Raw genomic sequence first — 14,520 nt, forward strand, 5'->3', positions numbered from 1 at the left:
AGTTCGCTCATGATAACAGAGACGAAAACGCCCCCCGAACAGTGTTCGGGGGGCGCTTCATGGCAGACAGGCTGAAATCAGCCCTTGCCACCCTTCTTGCGCAGTTGCTGAATCGTGCGCAACTGGGCCACGGCTTCCGCAAGTTCGGCGGCGGCGCGGGTGTAGTCCATCTCCGCCGACTTCTCGTTGAAGGCGCGCAGCGCATGCTGACGAGCCTCCTCGGCTGCGGCCTCGTCGAGGTCACTTGCCCGTGCGGCCGAATCGGCCAGCACGGTCACCACGTCCGGCTGCACTTCGAGGAAGCCGCCTGACACGTAGTAGTTCTCTTCCTGCCCGCCATCGTGAATCACGCGAACGGGGCCCGGCTGCAGCTCGGTCAGCAGCGGAGCGTGCCCGGGCAGTATGCCCAGGTCGCCCATGATGCCCGAAGCCACGATCTGCTCAACCTCACCGGAGAAGATCGAGGCCTCGGCGCTGACGATATTGCATGTGAAGCTTTTCGCCATAGCGAAGTCCCCCAGTGGACGGGATTACTTCATCTGGTTGGCTTTCTCGACGGCTTCGTCGATGCTGCCCACCATGTAGAAGGCCTGCTCGGGCAGGTTGTCGTACTCGCCATCGAGGATGCCCTGGAAACCACGAATGGTGTCCTTCAGCGACACGTACTTGCCGGGAGCACCGGTGAAGACTTCGGCGACGAAGAACGGCTGCGACAGGAAGCGCTGGATCTTACGCGCCCGTGACACGGCCAGCTTGTCCTCGTCGGACAGCTCGTCCATGCCCAGGATCGCGATGATGTCCTTGAGCTCCTTGTAGCGCTGCAGCACGTTCTGCACACCGCGAGCGGTGTTGTAGTGCTCCTCGCCGACGACCAGCGGGTCGAGCTGGCGCGAGGTGGAGTCCAGCGGATCGATGGCCGGATAGATACCCAGCTCGGCGATCGAACGCGCCAGTACCACGGTGGCGTCCAGGTGCGAGAAGGTGGTGGCCGGCGACGGGTCGGTCAGGTCATCCGCGGGCACGTAGACGGCCTGCACCGAGGTGATCGAGCCGGTCTTGGTGGAGGTGATGCGCTCCTGCAGGACGCCCATCTCCTCGGCCAGGGTCGGCTGGTAACCCACCGCGGAGGGCATACGGCCCAGCAGTGCGGAAACCTCGGTACCTGCCAGGGTGTAACGGTAGATGTTGTCGACGAACAGCAGCACGTCGCGACCTTCATCGCGGAACTTCTCGGCGATGGTCAGGCCGGTCAGAGCCACGCGCAGGCGGTTGCCCGGCGGCTCGTTCATCTGGCCGTAGACCAGCGATACCTTGTCGATGACGTTGGACTCGGTCATCTCATGGTAGAAGTCGTTACCCTCACGGGTCCGCTCGCCCACGCCGGCGAACACGGAGTAACCGCTGTGCTCGGTGGCGATGTTGCGGATCAGCTCCATCATGTTGACCGTCTTGCCCACGCCGGCGCCGCCGAACAGGCCGACCTTGCCGCCCTTGGCAAACGGGCAGACCAGATCGATGACCTTGATGCCGGTCTCGAGCAGCTCGTTGGACGCTGCCTGCTCGGCATAGGTCGGGGGCTTGCGGTGGATCGGCATGCGCTCTTGCTCACCGATGTCACCGGCCTCGTCGATCGGCTCGCCGAGCACGTTCATGATGCGACCCAGGGTCTCCTTGCCAACCGGCACGGAGATGGCGGCACCGGTGTTGGCGACTTCCATGCCACGCTTGAGCCCCTCGGTGGAGCCCATGGCAATGGTGCGCACCACGCCGTCGCCCAACTGCTGCTGGGTTTCCAGCACGGTCTCGGCATTCGAGACCTTCAGCGCGTCGTAGACCTTGGGAACATCGTCCCGCGGAAACTCTACGTCAATCACCGCGCCGATGATTTGTACGATACGTCCGCTCATCTTGGTTCCTCTCAAAAACCTGCAAATGAAACCTGTGTGCCGGGAGCGCTCGCGGCGCTCCCGAGGCGCTATACGGCAGCGGCGCCGCCGACGATCTCGGAAATCTCCTGGGTGATGGCGGCCTGGCGGGCCTTGTTGTACACCATCTCCAGATCGTCGATCAGTCCGCCGGCGTTGTCGGTGGCGTTTTTCATGGCGATCATCCGGGCCGCCTGTTCGCAGGCCCCGTTCTCGACCACCGCCTGATATACCTGGGATTCGATGAAACGAATCAACAGGCTATCCAACAGCGCCTTGGCATCCGGCTCATACAGGTAGTCCCAGCTACCGGGACGCTTGTTGTCCTCTTCGTCCGCATCCGTTCCCATGTCGGGAGCGAGCGGCAGCAACTGGCGAACCACCGGCCTTTGCGTCATGGTGTTGACGAACTCGTTGTACACCACGTAAAGGCGATCCACTCGGCCCTCGTCATAGGCATCCAGCATCACCTTGACGCTACCGATCAGGTCTTCCATCTCGGGCGATTCGCCCAACCCGCTCTTGGCCGCGACCAGATTGCCGCCATAGTTGCGGAAGAAGCCGCCAGCCTTGCTGCCCAGGGCGCAGAAGTCGAGCTCGGCACCCTCGCTGCGCCACGCCACGGCGCTCTTGACCACGGCCTTGAACAGGTTGACGTTCAGACCGCCGCACAGGCCGCGGTCGGTGGACACCACGATGTAACCGACCCGCTTCACCTCTTCGCGCTCGACCATGTAGTCGTGCTTGTACTCGGGGTTGGCGTCGGCAAGGTGGCTGGCCACGTTGCGGATCTGCCGGGCATAAGGCTGGCTGGCCCTCATCAGATCTTGTGCTTTACGCATCTTCGACGCAGCGACCATTTCCATGGCGCTGGTGATCTTCTGCGTATTCTTGATGCTCCCGATCTGGGTGCGTATCTCTTTTGCAGCTGCCATAGCGATCTACCTCGTTCGTGGCCCTCAGAAGATGTCCCTGGCCCGCCCTGACAGGCGGGCCGGCGGATTTACCAGCTCTGAGTGGCTTTGAACTGCTCGAGACCCTGCTTCAGCCCTTGCTGGATCTCTTCGTTGTAGTCGCCGGTCTGGTTGATCTTGTCGAGCAGTTCGGCGTGCTCGGACCTCATGTAGTCGTGCAGGGCACGCTCGAAGTCCAGCACCTTGCTGACGTCGATATCATCCAGGAAGCCTTCGTTGGCGGCATACAGCGTCACGCCCATCTCGGCTACCGACAGCGGTGAATACTGCTTCTGCTTCATCAGCTCGGTGACGCGCTGACCGTGCTCCAGCTGCTTGCGGGTGGCTTCGTCCAGATCGGAAGCGAACTGGGAGAAGGCCGCCAGCTCGCGGTACTGGGCGAGTGCCAGACGCACACCGCCGCCGAGCTTCTTGATGATCTTGGTCTGGGCCGCACCACCCACGCGAGATACCGACAGACCGGCGTTGATGGCCGGACGGACACCCGCATTGAACAGGTCGGTCTCGAGGAAGATCTGGCCGTCAGTGATCGAGATCACGTTGGTCGGAACGAACGCCGAAACGTCGCCGCCCTGGGTCTCGATGATCGGCAGTGCGGTCAGTGAGCCGGTCTTGCCGGTCACTTCACCGTTGGTGAACTTCTCGACGTACTCGACGTTGACGCGAGCGGCACGCTCGAGCAGACGCGAGTGGAGATAGAAGACGTCACCCGGGTAGGCTTCACGGCCCGGCGGACGGCGCAGCAGCAGCGACACCTGGCGATAGGCCCAAGCCTGCTTGGTCAGATCGTCATACACGATCAGGGCGTCCTGGCCGCGGTCGCGGAAGTACTCGCCCATGGTGCAGCCGGCGTAGGGTGCCAGGAACTGCATCGGGGCCGGGTCGGCGGCGCCGGCGGCAACCACGATGGTGTGCTCCATGGCGCCGTGCTCTTCGAGCTTGCGCACCACGTTGGCAATGGTCGACTGCTTCTGACCGATGGCCACGTAGATACAGGTGACGCCCTTGCCCTTCTGGTTGATGATCGCGTCGACAGCGATGGCGGACTTACCGATCTGGCGGTCGCCGATGATCAGCTCACGCTGACCGCGGCCGATCGGCACCATGGCGTCGATCGACTTGAGACCGGTCTGGATCGGCTGGTCCACCGACTGGCGGGTGATGACGCCCGGAGCGACCTTTTCCACCGCGTCGGTCAACTTGGCGTCGATATCGCCCTTGCCGTCGATGGGGTTACCCAGCGGGTCGACCACGCGGCCGATCAGCTCGGGGCCCACCGGCACCTCGAGGATGCGGCCGGTACAGCTGGCGGTCATGCCCTCTTCCAGCTGCAGGTAGTCGCCCAGCACCACGGCGCCCACGGAGTCGCGTTCGAGGTTGAGCACCATGCCGTAGATGCTGCCGGGGAATTCGATCATCTCACCGAACATCGCATCTTCGAGGCCGTGAATACGCACGATGCCGTCGGAGACGCTGACGATGGTGCCCTGGTTGCGGGCTTCGGATGCGACATCCAGCTTTTCGATACGCTGTTTGATGATGTCGCTGATCTCGGAAGGATTCAGTTGCTGCATGCCATGTCCCTCAGACTCAGGCGGTGAGAGCTTCGGAGAGGCGGTTCAATCGACCGCGCACCGATCCGTCGATGACGGTATCGCCGGCGCGCAGGACGACGCCTCCGATAAGCTTTGGATCCACCTGAGTGATAATGGAGATTTCGCGATTCAGCCGCTTCTTGAGCGCGCCGGCGAGCTTGTTCTGCTGCTTGTCATCGAGCTCGTAGGCCGAGACGACGGTGACCTCGATGCGTTTATCATGCTCGGCGCGCAGGTACGCGAACCGCTCCGCGATCGCGGGAAGCGCCGTCAGCCGACCCTTCTCGCCCAGTATGTCGAGAAAAGCCTTGGCCGAGTCATCGAGCTTGACCTCGGTCAGCTCGATGAGCATGGCCACCTTGCGCTCGGGCGAGAAACGCGGGCTGGACAAAAGCTTCTGCACGTCGCGTACGGCTACGGCCTGGCCCAGCTTGTCGAGCCATTCGGACCAGCCGTCCAGCGCCTGGTGATCGCGTGCGTGTTCGAATGCCGCTCTAGCGTAGGGTCGCGCGACGGTAGACAGTTCCGCCATGGATCACCTCCTCAAAGTTCGGCAGCAAGCTTGTCGAGCAGCTTGCGATGCGCCTTCTCGTCGACGGAGGCCTCCAGGACGCGCTCGGCACCGACCACGGCGAGACTGGAGACCTGGGCCCGCAGCTCGTCCTTGGCACGCTGGATTTCCTGATCGATCTCGGCACGCGCACTGGCGATCATACGCTCGCCTTCGGCACGAGCCTGCACGCGAGCTTCCTCGACCATCTGCGCCGAACGCTTGTTGGCCTGCTCGAGAATCTGCGAAGCCTGCTCCTTGCTCTCGCGCAGCGTCTGGGACGCTTGCTCTTGAGCGAGCTCGAGGTCACGTGACGCCCGGCTGGCCGCATCGAGACCTTCGGCGATCCGCTTCTGGCGCTCATGAAGCGCGGTGCTGATCGGCGGCCACACATACTTGATACAGAACCAGACAAAAATCGCGAAGGCGATCGTTTGTCCGATAAGCGTCATGTTGATATTCACGGGTATGTACCTCTGACGGGTTCGTGGCGACCGGAAACGAGCAAACCGAGCGCTTCAGCGCTCGGCAGCGGCGTTAACCGGCGACGACGAAGATCAGGTACATCGCGATACCCACGCCGATCATCGGCACGGCGTCGAGCAGACCGGCCATCAGGAAGGTCTTGGTCTGCAGCTGGTCGCCGAGCTCGGGCTGGCGAGCGGTGGACTCGAGCAGCTTGCCGCCGAGGATGGCGAAGCCGATACCGGTACCCAGAGCGCCCAGACCGATCATGAGGGAAGCGGCGAGGTAAATGTAATCCATTGTGTGCTCCTAGTTTTCAAGTTGACTTTCAAGGGGTTGAGGGTTGAAGAACTGCAAATTGCTCGTTTCAGTGATGCTCGTGCGCGGCGCTGAGATAAACCACGGTGAGCATGGTGAAGATGAAGGCCTGGAGAGTGATCACCAGGATATGGAAGATGGCCCACGGCACGTCGAGCAGCCAGATGGCCCAGAACGGCAGCAGGGCGATCAGAATGAAGATGACTTCCCCGGCGAACATGTTGCCGAACAGTCGCATTGCCAGGCTGAAGGGCTTGACGACCAGGCTCACGATTTCGAGAACCAGGTTGAATGGAATCAGCAGCCAGTGGTTGAACGGTGTCAGGGAGAGTTCGCGAGCGAAGCCACCGACGCCCTTGACCTTGAAGCTGTAGTAGAGAATCAGCAGAAACACACCCAGCGCCATGCCCAGAGTGGCGTTTACGTCGGTCGTCGGCACGATCTTCATGTAGTCGACGCCGAGACGAATGAAGAGCTCGGGGAAATAGTCGACCGGGATGATCTTCAGCGTGTTCATGAGCAGAATCCACACGAACAGCGTCAGCGCCAGCGGAGCGATGATGGGGTTCCTGCCGTGAAAGGCGGAGCGCACCAGGCTCTCGATGAACTCGATGACCATCTCGACGGCGTTCTGCAACCCGCCGGGCACGCCGGTAGTGGCGATCTTGCCGGCCTTGCGGAACAGCCAGATGAACAGCAGGCCCATGGCGATCGACCATCCCATGGTATCCAGATGGATGGCCCAGAAGCCCATCTCGCGAGCCTCTTCCGCGGAGTGCGCGATCGACCAGCCGTTCTCGGGATGGCGCCCAAAGGTCAGGTTCTGAAGGTGATGCTGGATATAGGACGCTGCCGTAACTTCGTTACCTGCTGCCATGCTGTCATTACCTCGATTCAGGAGCCGGCCTTTCACGCTTGAACCAGGGCGCAAGCCAATGCGTGAACAGAACCGCCACGTATGCGACGAAGAAGAAAATCGGGTTTGAGGGGGGCACTGCCGCGAATACCACGGCCAGCAGTGTCACCGTCAAACCGAACTTTCCTGCCTCGGCCCGATACAGATTCGAGACGAAGCGACCCGCTTGCCTGCCTCCGCGTACCGAACCGATACGCCAGGCGAAGTAGAGGGAGGGAATCAGACCCACCAGCCCACCCTTCAGCGCAGACAGTGCGCCTTCGGTTCCTGCTATCAATGCCCCGATAGCCGTCACAGACGTCACCGCCGCGCCCTGCCACCCGAACAAATGGGTGGTATTGATACGCTCGCGTTGGCGACTCGGGTGTCTGTGCATCTGTCGACAGTCCTGCCCCGCCGGATCAGGGCATGAGGGCCATCTGAACCTGGCGTGTCGCTCAGGCAAACAACGGCGGATTATAGGGAAGCCCCTTGGTCTGTTCAACCGGACCCGGTGCTTTTCGCCCACGAATGGTGCGGGTTTGCGACCAAAGAAGCAACAATTGTCAACACCGTTCGCAACGTCAGCGAATGTGCTCGAGAATACCGTCTAGCTCGTCCAGGCTGGAGTAGCGTATCGTCAGCCTGCCCTTGCCGCCACGACTGTGCTGAATCTTCACCGGGGCGCCGAGCAGTTCGCCGAGCTTGGTCTCCAGGCGCACCACGTCGGGACTCTCGGCGGTAGTCTCGGTCTTCTTCACCTCGCCTTGAGCCAGGCGCTTCACCAGCGCCTCGGTATCGCGCACGGTGAGATCCTTGTTGACCACTTCATGTGCCGCACGGCGCTGCTTGGCACCGGAGAGGGCCAGCAGTGCACGGGCATGGCCCATGTCGAGATCGCCACGCTCGAGCAAGGTCTGCACCTCGGGGTCCAGCGCCAGAAGGCGCAACAGGTTGGCCACCTGGGCGCGCGACTTGCCCACGGCATCCGCCACCTGCTGCTGGGTGAGTGCGAACTCTTCGAGCAGGCGCTTGAGCGCCATCGCCTCTTCCACCGGGTTGAGGTTTTCGCGCTGAATGTTCTCGATCAGCGCCAGCGCCAGGGCGACTTCGTCGCTAACCTCGCGAATCACCGCCGGGATGGTGTCGAGCTCGGCCAGTTGGGCGGCACGCCAGCGACGCTCGCCGGCGATGATCTCGTAGCGTGACTCGCCGATGGGCCGTACCACGATGGGCTGCATCACACCCTGGGCACGAATCGAATCGGCGAGCTCCTCCAGCGCCTCGGGCTGGATGTCGCGGCGCGGCTGGTACTTGCCGCGGCAGAGCTGGCCCAACGGCAGGCGCTCGAGTCGTTCCTCGGCGGCAGGAGCGACTTCGGCCGGCTCGCTCGTCTCGCCGAGCTGGGCATTCACCTCGGGCAGTTCGAGATTCTCGCGGCGACGGGCGCCGGCACCGATCAGGGCATCCAGGCCTCGGCCCAGGGCGCGTTTACGCGTCATCAGCATTCCCTCATCACGAAAATCGGTCACGACTGGCAGTTCCGCCCGCCGCACTATAGCGACAGACGACGAATCAGTTCCTTGGCCAGTACCCGGTGGGCCTGGCTGCCGCGCGAGAAGCGCGCATATTTGGTCACCGGAAGGCCATGGCTCGGCGCTTCGGCGACCCGCACGTTGCGCGGGATCGTGGTCTTGAGCAGCGCCTCGCCAAAGTAGTCGCGCAGCTGCTTGGATATGTCCCGAGTCAGGCTGTTGCGGCTATCGAACATGGTGCGCAGAATGCCATAGATCGCCAGGTTCGGATTCACGCTGTCCTTGATCTGCTCAACGGTGTCGAGCAGCGCCGAGAGGCCCTCCAAGGCGTAGAACTCGCACTGCAGCGGGATCAGCACGCCGTTGGCGGCGGTCAGGGCATTGACGGTGAGCATGTTGAGCGAGGGCGGGCAGTCGATCAGCACCACGTCGTATTCGCCGGCAACGCTGCCCAGGGCCTCGGTCAAGCTGCGCTCGCGACCCTCGGCCCGGTCCAGTAACTCCACTTCGGCGGCGGTGAGGTCGCCATTGCCGGGCAGCAGCGAGTAGCCGGCAGCGGGGCAGTCGAGCATCACCTCGGGAGCGCTCTTCTCGCCCAGCAACAGGTCGAGCACGCTGCCCTCGAGCGCATGCTTGTCGATGCCGCTGCCCATGGTGGCATGGCCCTGGGGGTCGAGATCGACCAGCAGCACGCGGCGATCCAGGGCGGCGAGGCTGGCGGCCAGGTTGACGGCGGTGGTGGTCTTGCCCACGCCGCCTTTCTGGTTGGTCAAGGCGATGATTTGGGTCACGGGCGACTTCCTTGCGTCGAAGGCACGCTCACAAGCGGCCTGGGTTGGAATCGGTTCGCTCGACGATCAATAGCTGACGCTCCCCCCTGGTGAACGGCACGGCAAGCGCATGACGCTCGCGTATGGTCAGCCCGGCATCCAGTTTGGCCATCTCCTCGGCGGCGGCCGGCCCCTTCATTGCCAGCCAGTGGCCGCCTTGCGCCAGCAGATGATCGGTCAGCTGCACGAAGTCGGTCAGGCTGGCGAAGGCCCGTGAAATCACCTGAACGTAGCCGCCCGCCGGCGGTTCGAAGGCCTCGACCCGGGCCTGCACGGGAGTGACGTTATCGAGCCCGAGCTCCATCACCGCCTGACGCTGGAAGCGCACTTTCTTACCGTTACTGTCGAGCAGCGTAACCGCCAGGCTCGGCTTCAAGATCGCCAGCACCAACCCCGGCAGGCCCGGCCCGGCCCCCACGTCGAGCAGCGGCGCCTCGTCGATGAAGGGCAGTACCACCGCGCTATCGAGCAGGTGCCTGACCACCATTTCTTCCGGTGAGCGTACCGCCGTGAGGTTATAGGCGCGATTCCACTTGTGCAACAGCCCGACCAGACGCAATAGCCGCTCGCGTTGTGCGCCTTCGATATCGATGCCCAGTGAGGCAAACCCTTCGTCGAGACGCGATTCCACCTGTGACGTGATGGGATCGCTCATCCGTTGGCCACTCGCGAGTCGTCGATCAGGCGGCGCTTCTTGAGGTGAATCAGCAGAATCGACACCGCTGCCGGGGTCACGCCGGATATTCGCGACGCCTGGGCCAGGGTCTCGGGGCGAGCCTCGGCGAGCTTCTGGCGAATCTCATGGGAAAGCCCCTCGACCCGGGCGTAGTCGAGATCGGTCGGTAGCGGGGTGGCCTCATGGCGCTTGAGCTTGTCGATCTCGTCCTGCTGGCGATCGATGTAGCCCTGGTACTTGGCCTGGATCTGCACCTGCTCGGCCACTGCCTCGTCGTCGACCGGCTCGCCTGCGAGATGGGCTACGTCGACATAGCCGAGCTCGGGGCGCTTGAGCAGATCGAGCAGGCTGTACTCGCGGGATAGCGGCTTGCCGGTCCTGGCCGCGATGGCCTCGGCAGGTGCAGTGCCGGGCTGGACCCAACTGGCCTTGAGCCGCGCGCTCTCGCGCTCGATCGCCTCGCGCTTTTGGCTGAACGCGGCCCAGCGCGTGTCGTCGACCAGGTCCAGTTCGCGACCGGCTTCGGTCAAGCGCAGATCGGCATTGTCCTCGCGCAGCAACAGCCGGTATTCGGCGCGCGAGGTGAACATGCGGTACGGCTCCTTGGTACCCAGGGTGATCAGGTCGTCGACCAGCACACCGAGGTAGGCCTCGTCACGCCGCGGCCACCACGCCTCGAGCTCCTTGGCACGACGTGCGGCGTTGAGCCCCGCCAACAGCCCCTGGGCGCCGGCTTCTTCGTAGCCGGTGGTGCCATTGATCTGTCCGGCGAAGAACAGGTTGTGGATAAATTTCGTTTCCAGTGAGTGCTTGAGATCGCGGGGATCGAAGAAATCGTACTCGATGGCATAACCGGGCCGGGTGATGTGGGCGTTTTCCAGCCCCTTGATCGAGCGCACCACCTGCAATTGCACGTCGAAGGGCAGCGAGGTGGAAATCCCGTTGGGGTAGAGCTCATGGGTATCCAGCCCCTCGGGCTCGATGAATATCTGGTGGCTCGCCTTGTCGGCAAAGCGGTGCACCTTGTCCTCGATCGACGGGCAGTAGCGCGGCCCAACGCCTTCGATCACACCGGAGTACATCGGTGAACGATCGAGGTTGGCGAAGATGATCTCGTGGGTACGCTCGTTGGTATGGGCGATATGACAGCTTACCTGACGCGGATGCATGTCACGCCGTCCCAGGTAGGACATCACCGGAGTCGGGGTATCGCCGGGTTGCTCCTCGAGCTGCGAGAAATCCACGCTTTTGGCGTCCAGCCTTGGCGGCGTACCGGTCTTGAGCCGATCGACACGGAACGGCAGCGCACGCAGACGCTCGGCCAGGGCGTTGGAAGGCGGGTCCCCGGCGCGCCCCCCGCGGCTCTGATCGAGCCCGATATGGATTACGCCACCGAGGAAGGTGCCCGTGCACAGCACCACCGCCTCGGCCAGGAAGCGAATCCCGGTCTCGGTGACCACGCCTCGTACGGTGTCGTCGTCCACCAGCAGGTCGCCGGCGGCCTGCTGGAAGATCGTCAGATTGGCCTGGTTCTCGAGCAAGCCGCGAACGGCTGCTTTGTAGCGTACGCGGTCGGCCTGGGCCCGGGTGGCACGAACCGCAGGGCCCTTGCGTGCGTTGAGCACACGGAACTGAATACCACCGAGATCGGTAGCCAGGCCCATGGCGCCGCCCAGGGCATCGATTTCCTTGACCAGATGGCTCTTGCCGATCCCACCAATGGCGGGATTGCACGACATCTGCCCGAGAGTCTCGATGTTATGGGTCAGTAGCAGGGTCTGACAGCCCATGCGAGCGGAGGCCAGAGCGGCTTCGGTTCCCGCATGGCCGCCGCCGATGACGATGACGTCAAAGCGGTCGGGATACTCCAAGGTGCACCTCGTTGCGCTTGTGCGCAGATATTGCCTAGGGACGAAAATCAGCCTGGCAGTATAAACCTCCTGTGGGTAAGCGTCAGGGGTTTTCCACACCCACTCGCAAGGAAGCCTCTTTCCCTCTTCTGGATAAACAAAACAGAATGATTAAAAGAGAGAAGTTCTGTTGTGGTTGTTACTACTAGTGTGGACAAAAACCGTGGATAACCCTGGTTAGTCTTTTGGCATCAAAAGCTTGCATTGTTGACTTCTGCGCTGAGAAAAGGGTGACGAGCTGAGGGCGGCCGGTGACGAGCCTGTGGATGAAAAGCATGCTTTTCCACAGCGCGAACGCTGCACCTCTTTTCCACCGCCGCCTACCGGACTTGTTACCGCGATTGTGAACAACCGGCCGCGAACATGACGTAGGCACCAACCATGCACCCTGGAAGCAAGAAAGAGGCGTTTTCAAAAAAAATTTATCCACAGGCAAAAAAAAGCCCTGACGATGGCGTCAGGGCTTCGCAAGAGCGTATCGGGGAAGCTGCTAGTGCTTGAGCACGCGAGAGAGAAAGCTCTGGGTACGCTCGTGTTGGGGGGAGTCGAACAGCACGTCGGGAGCGGCCTGTTCGACGATCTCCCCACGATGTATGAACACGACACGGTCGGCGACTTCACGGGCGAACCCCATCTCGTGGGTAACGATGATCATGGTCATGCCCTCGCGAGCGAGCTCGCGCATGGCGTCGAGCACTTCACCGATCATTTCGGGATCGAGTGCCGAAGTGGGTTCGTCGAACAGCATCAGCCGCGGCTCCATGGCAAGTGCCCGCGCCAGGGCGACGCGCTGTTGCTGGCCTCCGGAGAGCTGGGAAGGGTACTTGTCGGCCTGGTCGGCGATCCCCACACGTTCGAGTAGGCGATTGGCTGTCTCGGTGGCATCTGCGAGGTTCCAGCCGCGCACTTTCATCGGCGCCAGTGTGACGTTGTCGCGTACGCTGAGATGGGGAAAAAGATTGAACTGCTGGAATACCATGCCGACCTCGGTGCGGATCGTCTGCAGCGCACGGCTGCTCTTGCCATAGGGCAGCAATTCGTTGCCGTCGACCTCGATATGGCCGGCTTGGAACTCCTCAAGGCCGTTGATGCAGCGAATCAGGGTCGATTTTCCGGAGCCGCTGGCACCGATGACCACCACCACCTCACCAGGCCGGATCGTAAGGTCGATGTCCTTGAGCACGTGCAACTCACCGAAGTGCTTGTTGACCTTCTCCATTTGCACGATGAGGGCGGCATCGGAGGGAGTATTGTCTCGGTTCATGTCGCGCTCCTTCATTGTCCAACCAGGCCCCTGCGCTCGAGCAGGCGCAGTGCCAATGACAGGCTCAGGGTTATCGCCAGATAGAGGAGGGCGACCATGAGATAGACTTCCAGGGCGTTGAAGGTAGTGGCGATATAGACCTGGCCCTGGCGCACCAGCTCGCCGACCCCGATGACCGAGAACAGCGAAGTGTCCTTGATGCTGATGATCCCCTGGTTGCCGAGCGGCGGAATCATGCGGCGAAGCGCCTGGGGCCAGATGATGTAGCGGAACGACTGTGTTCGCGAGAGTCCCAGTGACAGGCTGGCCTCGCGCTGGCCGCGTTCGATCGACTGAACGCCGCCGCGCACGATCTCCGAGATATAGGCTCCCGAGTTCACCGCGATGGCGGCGATACCGGCCACCAGGGCATTGATCGGACCGCCAAGCAGTTGGGGCAGGCCATAGAAGATGAACAGCACCTGGACCAGCACCGGGGTACCACGGAAGATCTCGATGTAGGCGATTGCCGGCACACGTAGCCAGGCGATGGGGCTGATGCGCAGCAGGCCGAACAGGATGCCGATGAAAAAGCCGATGGCCAGGCCGCCGAAAGAGATCAGCAGCGTATAGGGGATCCCCTTCAGCAGAAAGGGAATGGAGGCGAAGGCCGCCTCCCAGTCGAATTGGAAGGTGACGTCCACTTGGGTTCTCCGGTCAAGACGCGTCTCGGGATCTAGAGGCGCGGACAGATGACAACGCAGCGGGGTCGAGTCCAACGACCCGACCCCGCGTCAGGATCGCTGGGCAATCACTCGTCGTTCGCGCTGCCGAACCACTTCTCGTGGATTTCGTCGTAAGTGCCGTCATCGCGCATCTCGGCCAGTGCCTCATTGGCGGGTTCGACCCATTCGCTACCCTTGACGAATACGATGCCGTACTGCTGCCCCTCGTATAGCGGTCCAACCACCTTGGCCCGGCCTTCGCCGCGGGTCTGGGCGAAGTAAGCGACGTTGGGGGCATCGTAGAACACGGCGTCGGCGCTACCGCCGAGCAGTGCCATGTACATGTCGCTGCTGCCGGGGTAGGGGGTAATCTCGGCGCTGTCGCCGAGGTTCTCCTGCAGGAAGTCGTAACTGGTGGAGCCGACCTTGGTGGCGATGGTCTTGCCTGCGAGATCCTCGATCTCCTCGACGCCATCCTCGCCGGCACGCACCAGGATCTTCAGGCCGCTATCGTAGTAGGGGTCCGAGAAGTCGACGATCTCGGCGCGCTCCTCCGTGATAGTGATACCGGCGATGGCAATATCCACGTTACCGGTCTGAACGGCGGGGATGATGCCATTGAAATCCATGGTGTTGAGTTCGTAATCGAATCCGGCTCGCTCGGCGACCGCGGCGATGATGTCCATGTCGAAACCGACCATTTCGCCGCTTTCCTGATCCATCATCTCGAAAGGGACGAAGCTTGGGTCGGTGACCACGTCGAGCGTTTCGCTGGCAGAGGCTGAGCCGGCAAGGCCGAGTGCCAAGGCCATGCCCGAAACCAGGGTGGCCGTCTTCACTTGTCGTTTCATACGTTTCCCCATGGTGAATTGTTGTGGC

At 62.3% G+C, this 14,520-nt stretch carries 16 protein-coding genes; all 16 read right to left on the bottom strand.

The window, feature by feature from the left end; all coding sequences use genetic code 11:
• Positions 1–77 precede the first annotated feature (77 nt).
• On the bottom strand, positions 78–506 hold the full coding sequence (locus HNO52_RS20720) for a F0F1 ATP synthase subunit epsilon (RefSeq protein WP_167112943.1): 429 nt from the start codon (positions 504–506) through the stop codon (positions 78–80).
• A 24-nt stretch (positions 507–530) separates the two neighbouring features.
• The gene (gene atpD, locus HNO52_RS20725) at positions 531–1,907 is read right to left on the bottom strand and encodes a F0F1 ATP synthase subunit beta (RefSeq protein ID WP_167112945.1); all 1,377 of its coding nucleotides are present in this window, start codon (positions 1,905–1,907) and stop codon (positions 531–533) included.
• A 68-nt stretch (positions 1,908–1,975) separates the two neighbouring features.
• Positions 1,976–2,860, bottom strand: coding sequence for a F0F1 ATP synthase subunit gamma (atpG, locus tag HNO52_RS20730; RefSeq protein WP_197567029.1), 885 nt, complete (start codon positions 2,858–2,860; stop codon positions 1,976–1,978).
• Positions 2,861–2,928: 68 nt separating this feature from the next.
• The gene (atpA, locus tag HNO52_RS20735) at positions 2,929–4,473 is read right to left on the bottom strand and encodes a F0F1 ATP synthase subunit alpha (protein WP_197567030.1); all 1,545 of its coding nucleotides are present in this window, start codon (positions 4,471–4,473) and stop codon (positions 2,929–2,931) included.
• 16 nt (positions 4,474–4,489) lie between these two features.
• Positions 4,490–5,026, bottom strand: a complete 537-nt coding sequence (locus HNO52_RS20740) for a F0F1 ATP synthase subunit delta (RefSeq protein ID WP_197567031.1) — start codon at positions 5,024–5,026, stop codon at positions 4,490–4,492.
• An 11-nt stretch (positions 5,027–5,037) separates the two neighbouring features.
• The gene (locus HNO52_RS20745) at positions 5,038–5,508 is read right to left on the bottom strand and encodes a F0F1 ATP synthase subunit B (protein ID WP_197567032.1); all 471 of its coding nucleotides are present in this window, start codon (positions 5,506–5,508) and stop codon (positions 5,038–5,040) included.
• 73 nt (positions 5,509–5,581) lie between these two features.
• Complete coding sequence (gene atpE, locus HNO52_RS20750; protein WP_111415139.1) at positions 5,582–5,809, bottom strand: F0F1 ATP synthase subunit C; 228 nt, start codon at positions 5,807–5,809, stop codon at positions 5,582–5,584.
• A 67-nt stretch (positions 5,810–5,876) separates the two neighbouring features.
• The gene (gene atpB, locus HNO52_RS20755; RefSeq protein WP_197567033.1) at positions 5,877–6,704 is read right to left on the bottom strand and encodes a F0F1 ATP synthase subunit A; all 828 of its coding nucleotides are present in this window, start codon (positions 6,702–6,704) and stop codon (positions 5,877–5,879) included.
• 7 nt (positions 6,705–6,711) lie between these two features.
• Positions 6,712–7,119 (bottom strand): ATP synthase subunit I, encoded by a 408-nt coding sequence (locus tag HNO52_RS20760; RefSeq protein WP_197567034.1) that lies wholly within the window; start codon positions 7,117–7,119, stop codon positions 6,712–6,714.
• 187 nt (positions 7,120–7,306) lie between these two features.
• The gene (locus HNO52_RS20765) at positions 7,307–8,224 is read right to left on the bottom strand and encodes a ParB/RepB/Spo0J family partition protein (protein ID WP_197567035.1); all 918 of its coding nucleotides are present in this window, start codon (positions 8,222–8,224) and stop codon (positions 7,307–7,309) included.
• Between the two features lie 53 nt (positions 8,225–8,277).
• Positions 8,278–9,048, bottom strand: a complete 771-nt coding sequence (locus HNO52_RS20770; RefSeq protein ID WP_197567036.1) for a ParA family protein — start codon at positions 9,046–9,048, stop codon at positions 8,278–8,280.
• Positions 9,049–9,076: 28 nt separating this feature from the next.
• Positions 9,077–9,742, bottom strand: a complete 666-nt coding sequence (gene rsmG, locus HNO52_RS20775; protein ID WP_197567037.1) for a 16S rRNA (guanine(527)-N(7))-methyltransferase RsmG — start codon at positions 9,740–9,742, stop codon at positions 9,077–9,079.
• Complete coding sequence (gene mnmG, locus HNO52_RS20780) at positions 9,739–11,634, bottom strand: tRNA uridine-5-carboxymethylaminomethyl(34) synthesis enzyme MnmG (protein WP_197567038.1); 1,896 nt, start codon at positions 11,632–11,634, stop codon at positions 9,739–9,741. Before mnmG ends, rsmG begins: the two co-directional genes overlap by 4 nt.
• A 529-nt stretch (positions 11,635–12,163) precedes the next feature.
• Positions 12,164–12,937, bottom strand: coding sequence for an amino acid ABC transporter ATP-binding protein (locus tag HNO52_RS20785; RefSeq protein WP_269476070.1), 774 nt, complete (start codon positions 12,935–12,937; stop codon positions 12,164–12,166).
• Positions 12,938–12,948: 11 nt separating this feature from the next.
• Positions 12,949–13,620: an amino acid ABC transporter permease gene (locus tag HNO52_RS20790; protein ID WP_197567039.1), complete on the bottom strand. Its 672-nt coding sequence runs from the start codon at positions 13,618–13,620 to the stop codon at positions 12,949–12,951.
• Between the two features lie 107 nt (positions 13,621–13,727).
• Complete coding sequence (locus HNO52_RS20795) at positions 13,728–14,492, bottom strand: transporter substrate-binding domain-containing protein (RefSeq protein ID WP_197567040.1); 765 nt, start codon at positions 14,490–14,492, stop codon at positions 13,728–13,730.
• Positions 14,493–14,520 lie beyond the last annotated feature (28 nt).

This window comes from Halomonas sp. MCCC 1A13316 (assembly GCF_014931605.1).
Taxonomy (GTDB): domain Bacteria; phylum Pseudomonadota; class Gammaproteobacteria; order Pseudomonadales; family Halomonadaceae; genus Halomonas.

Bases quoted from the DNA above. Each gene is read 5' to 3' on its own strand.
- HNO52_RS20720 (WP_167112943.1), bottom strand. From the start codon at position 506: ATGGCGAAAAGCTTCACATGCAATATCGTCAGCGCCGAGGCCTCGATC.
- atpD (WP_167112945.1), bottom strand. From the start codon at position 1,907: ATGAGCGGACGTATCGTACAAATCATCGGCGCGGTGATTGACGTAGAG.
- atpG (WP_197567029.1), bottom strand. From the start codon at position 2,860: ATGGCAGCTGCAAAAGAGATACGCACCCAGATCGGGAGCATCAAGAAT.
- atpA (WP_197567030.1), bottom strand. From the start codon at position 4,473: ATGCAGCAACTGAATCCTTCCGAGATCAGCGACATCATCAAACAGCGT.
- HNO52_RS20740 (WP_197567031.1), bottom strand. From the start codon at position 5,026: ATGGCGGAACTGTCTACCGTCGCGCGACCCTACGCTAGAGCGGCATTC.
- atpE (WP_111415139.1), bottom strand. From the start codon at position 5,809: ATGGATTACATTTACCTCGCCGCTTCCCTCATGATCGGTCTGGGCGCT.
- atpB (WP_197567033.1), bottom strand. From the start codon at position 6,704: ATGGCAGCAGGTAACGAAGTTACGGCAGCGTCCTATATCCAGCATCAC.
- HNO52_RS20760 (WP_197567034.1), bottom strand. From the start codon at position 7,119: ATGCACAGACACCCGAGTCGCCAACGCGAGCGTATCAATACCACCCAT.
- HNO52_RS20765 (WP_197567035.1), bottom strand. From the start codon at position 8,224: ATGACGCGTAAACGCGCCCTGGGCCGAGGCCTGGATGCCCTGATCGGT.
- rsmG (WP_197567037.1), bottom strand. From the start codon at position 9,742: ATGAGCGATCCCATCACGTCACAGGTGGAATCGCGTCTCGACGAAGGG.
- HNO52_RS20785 (WP_269476070.1), bottom strand. From the start codon at position 12,937: ATGAACCGAGACAATACTCCCTCCGATGCCGCCCTCATCGTGCAAATG.
- HNO52_RS20795 (WP_197567040.1), bottom strand. From the start codon at position 14,492: ATGAAACGACAAGTGAAGACGGCCACCCTGGTTTCGGGCATGGCCTTG.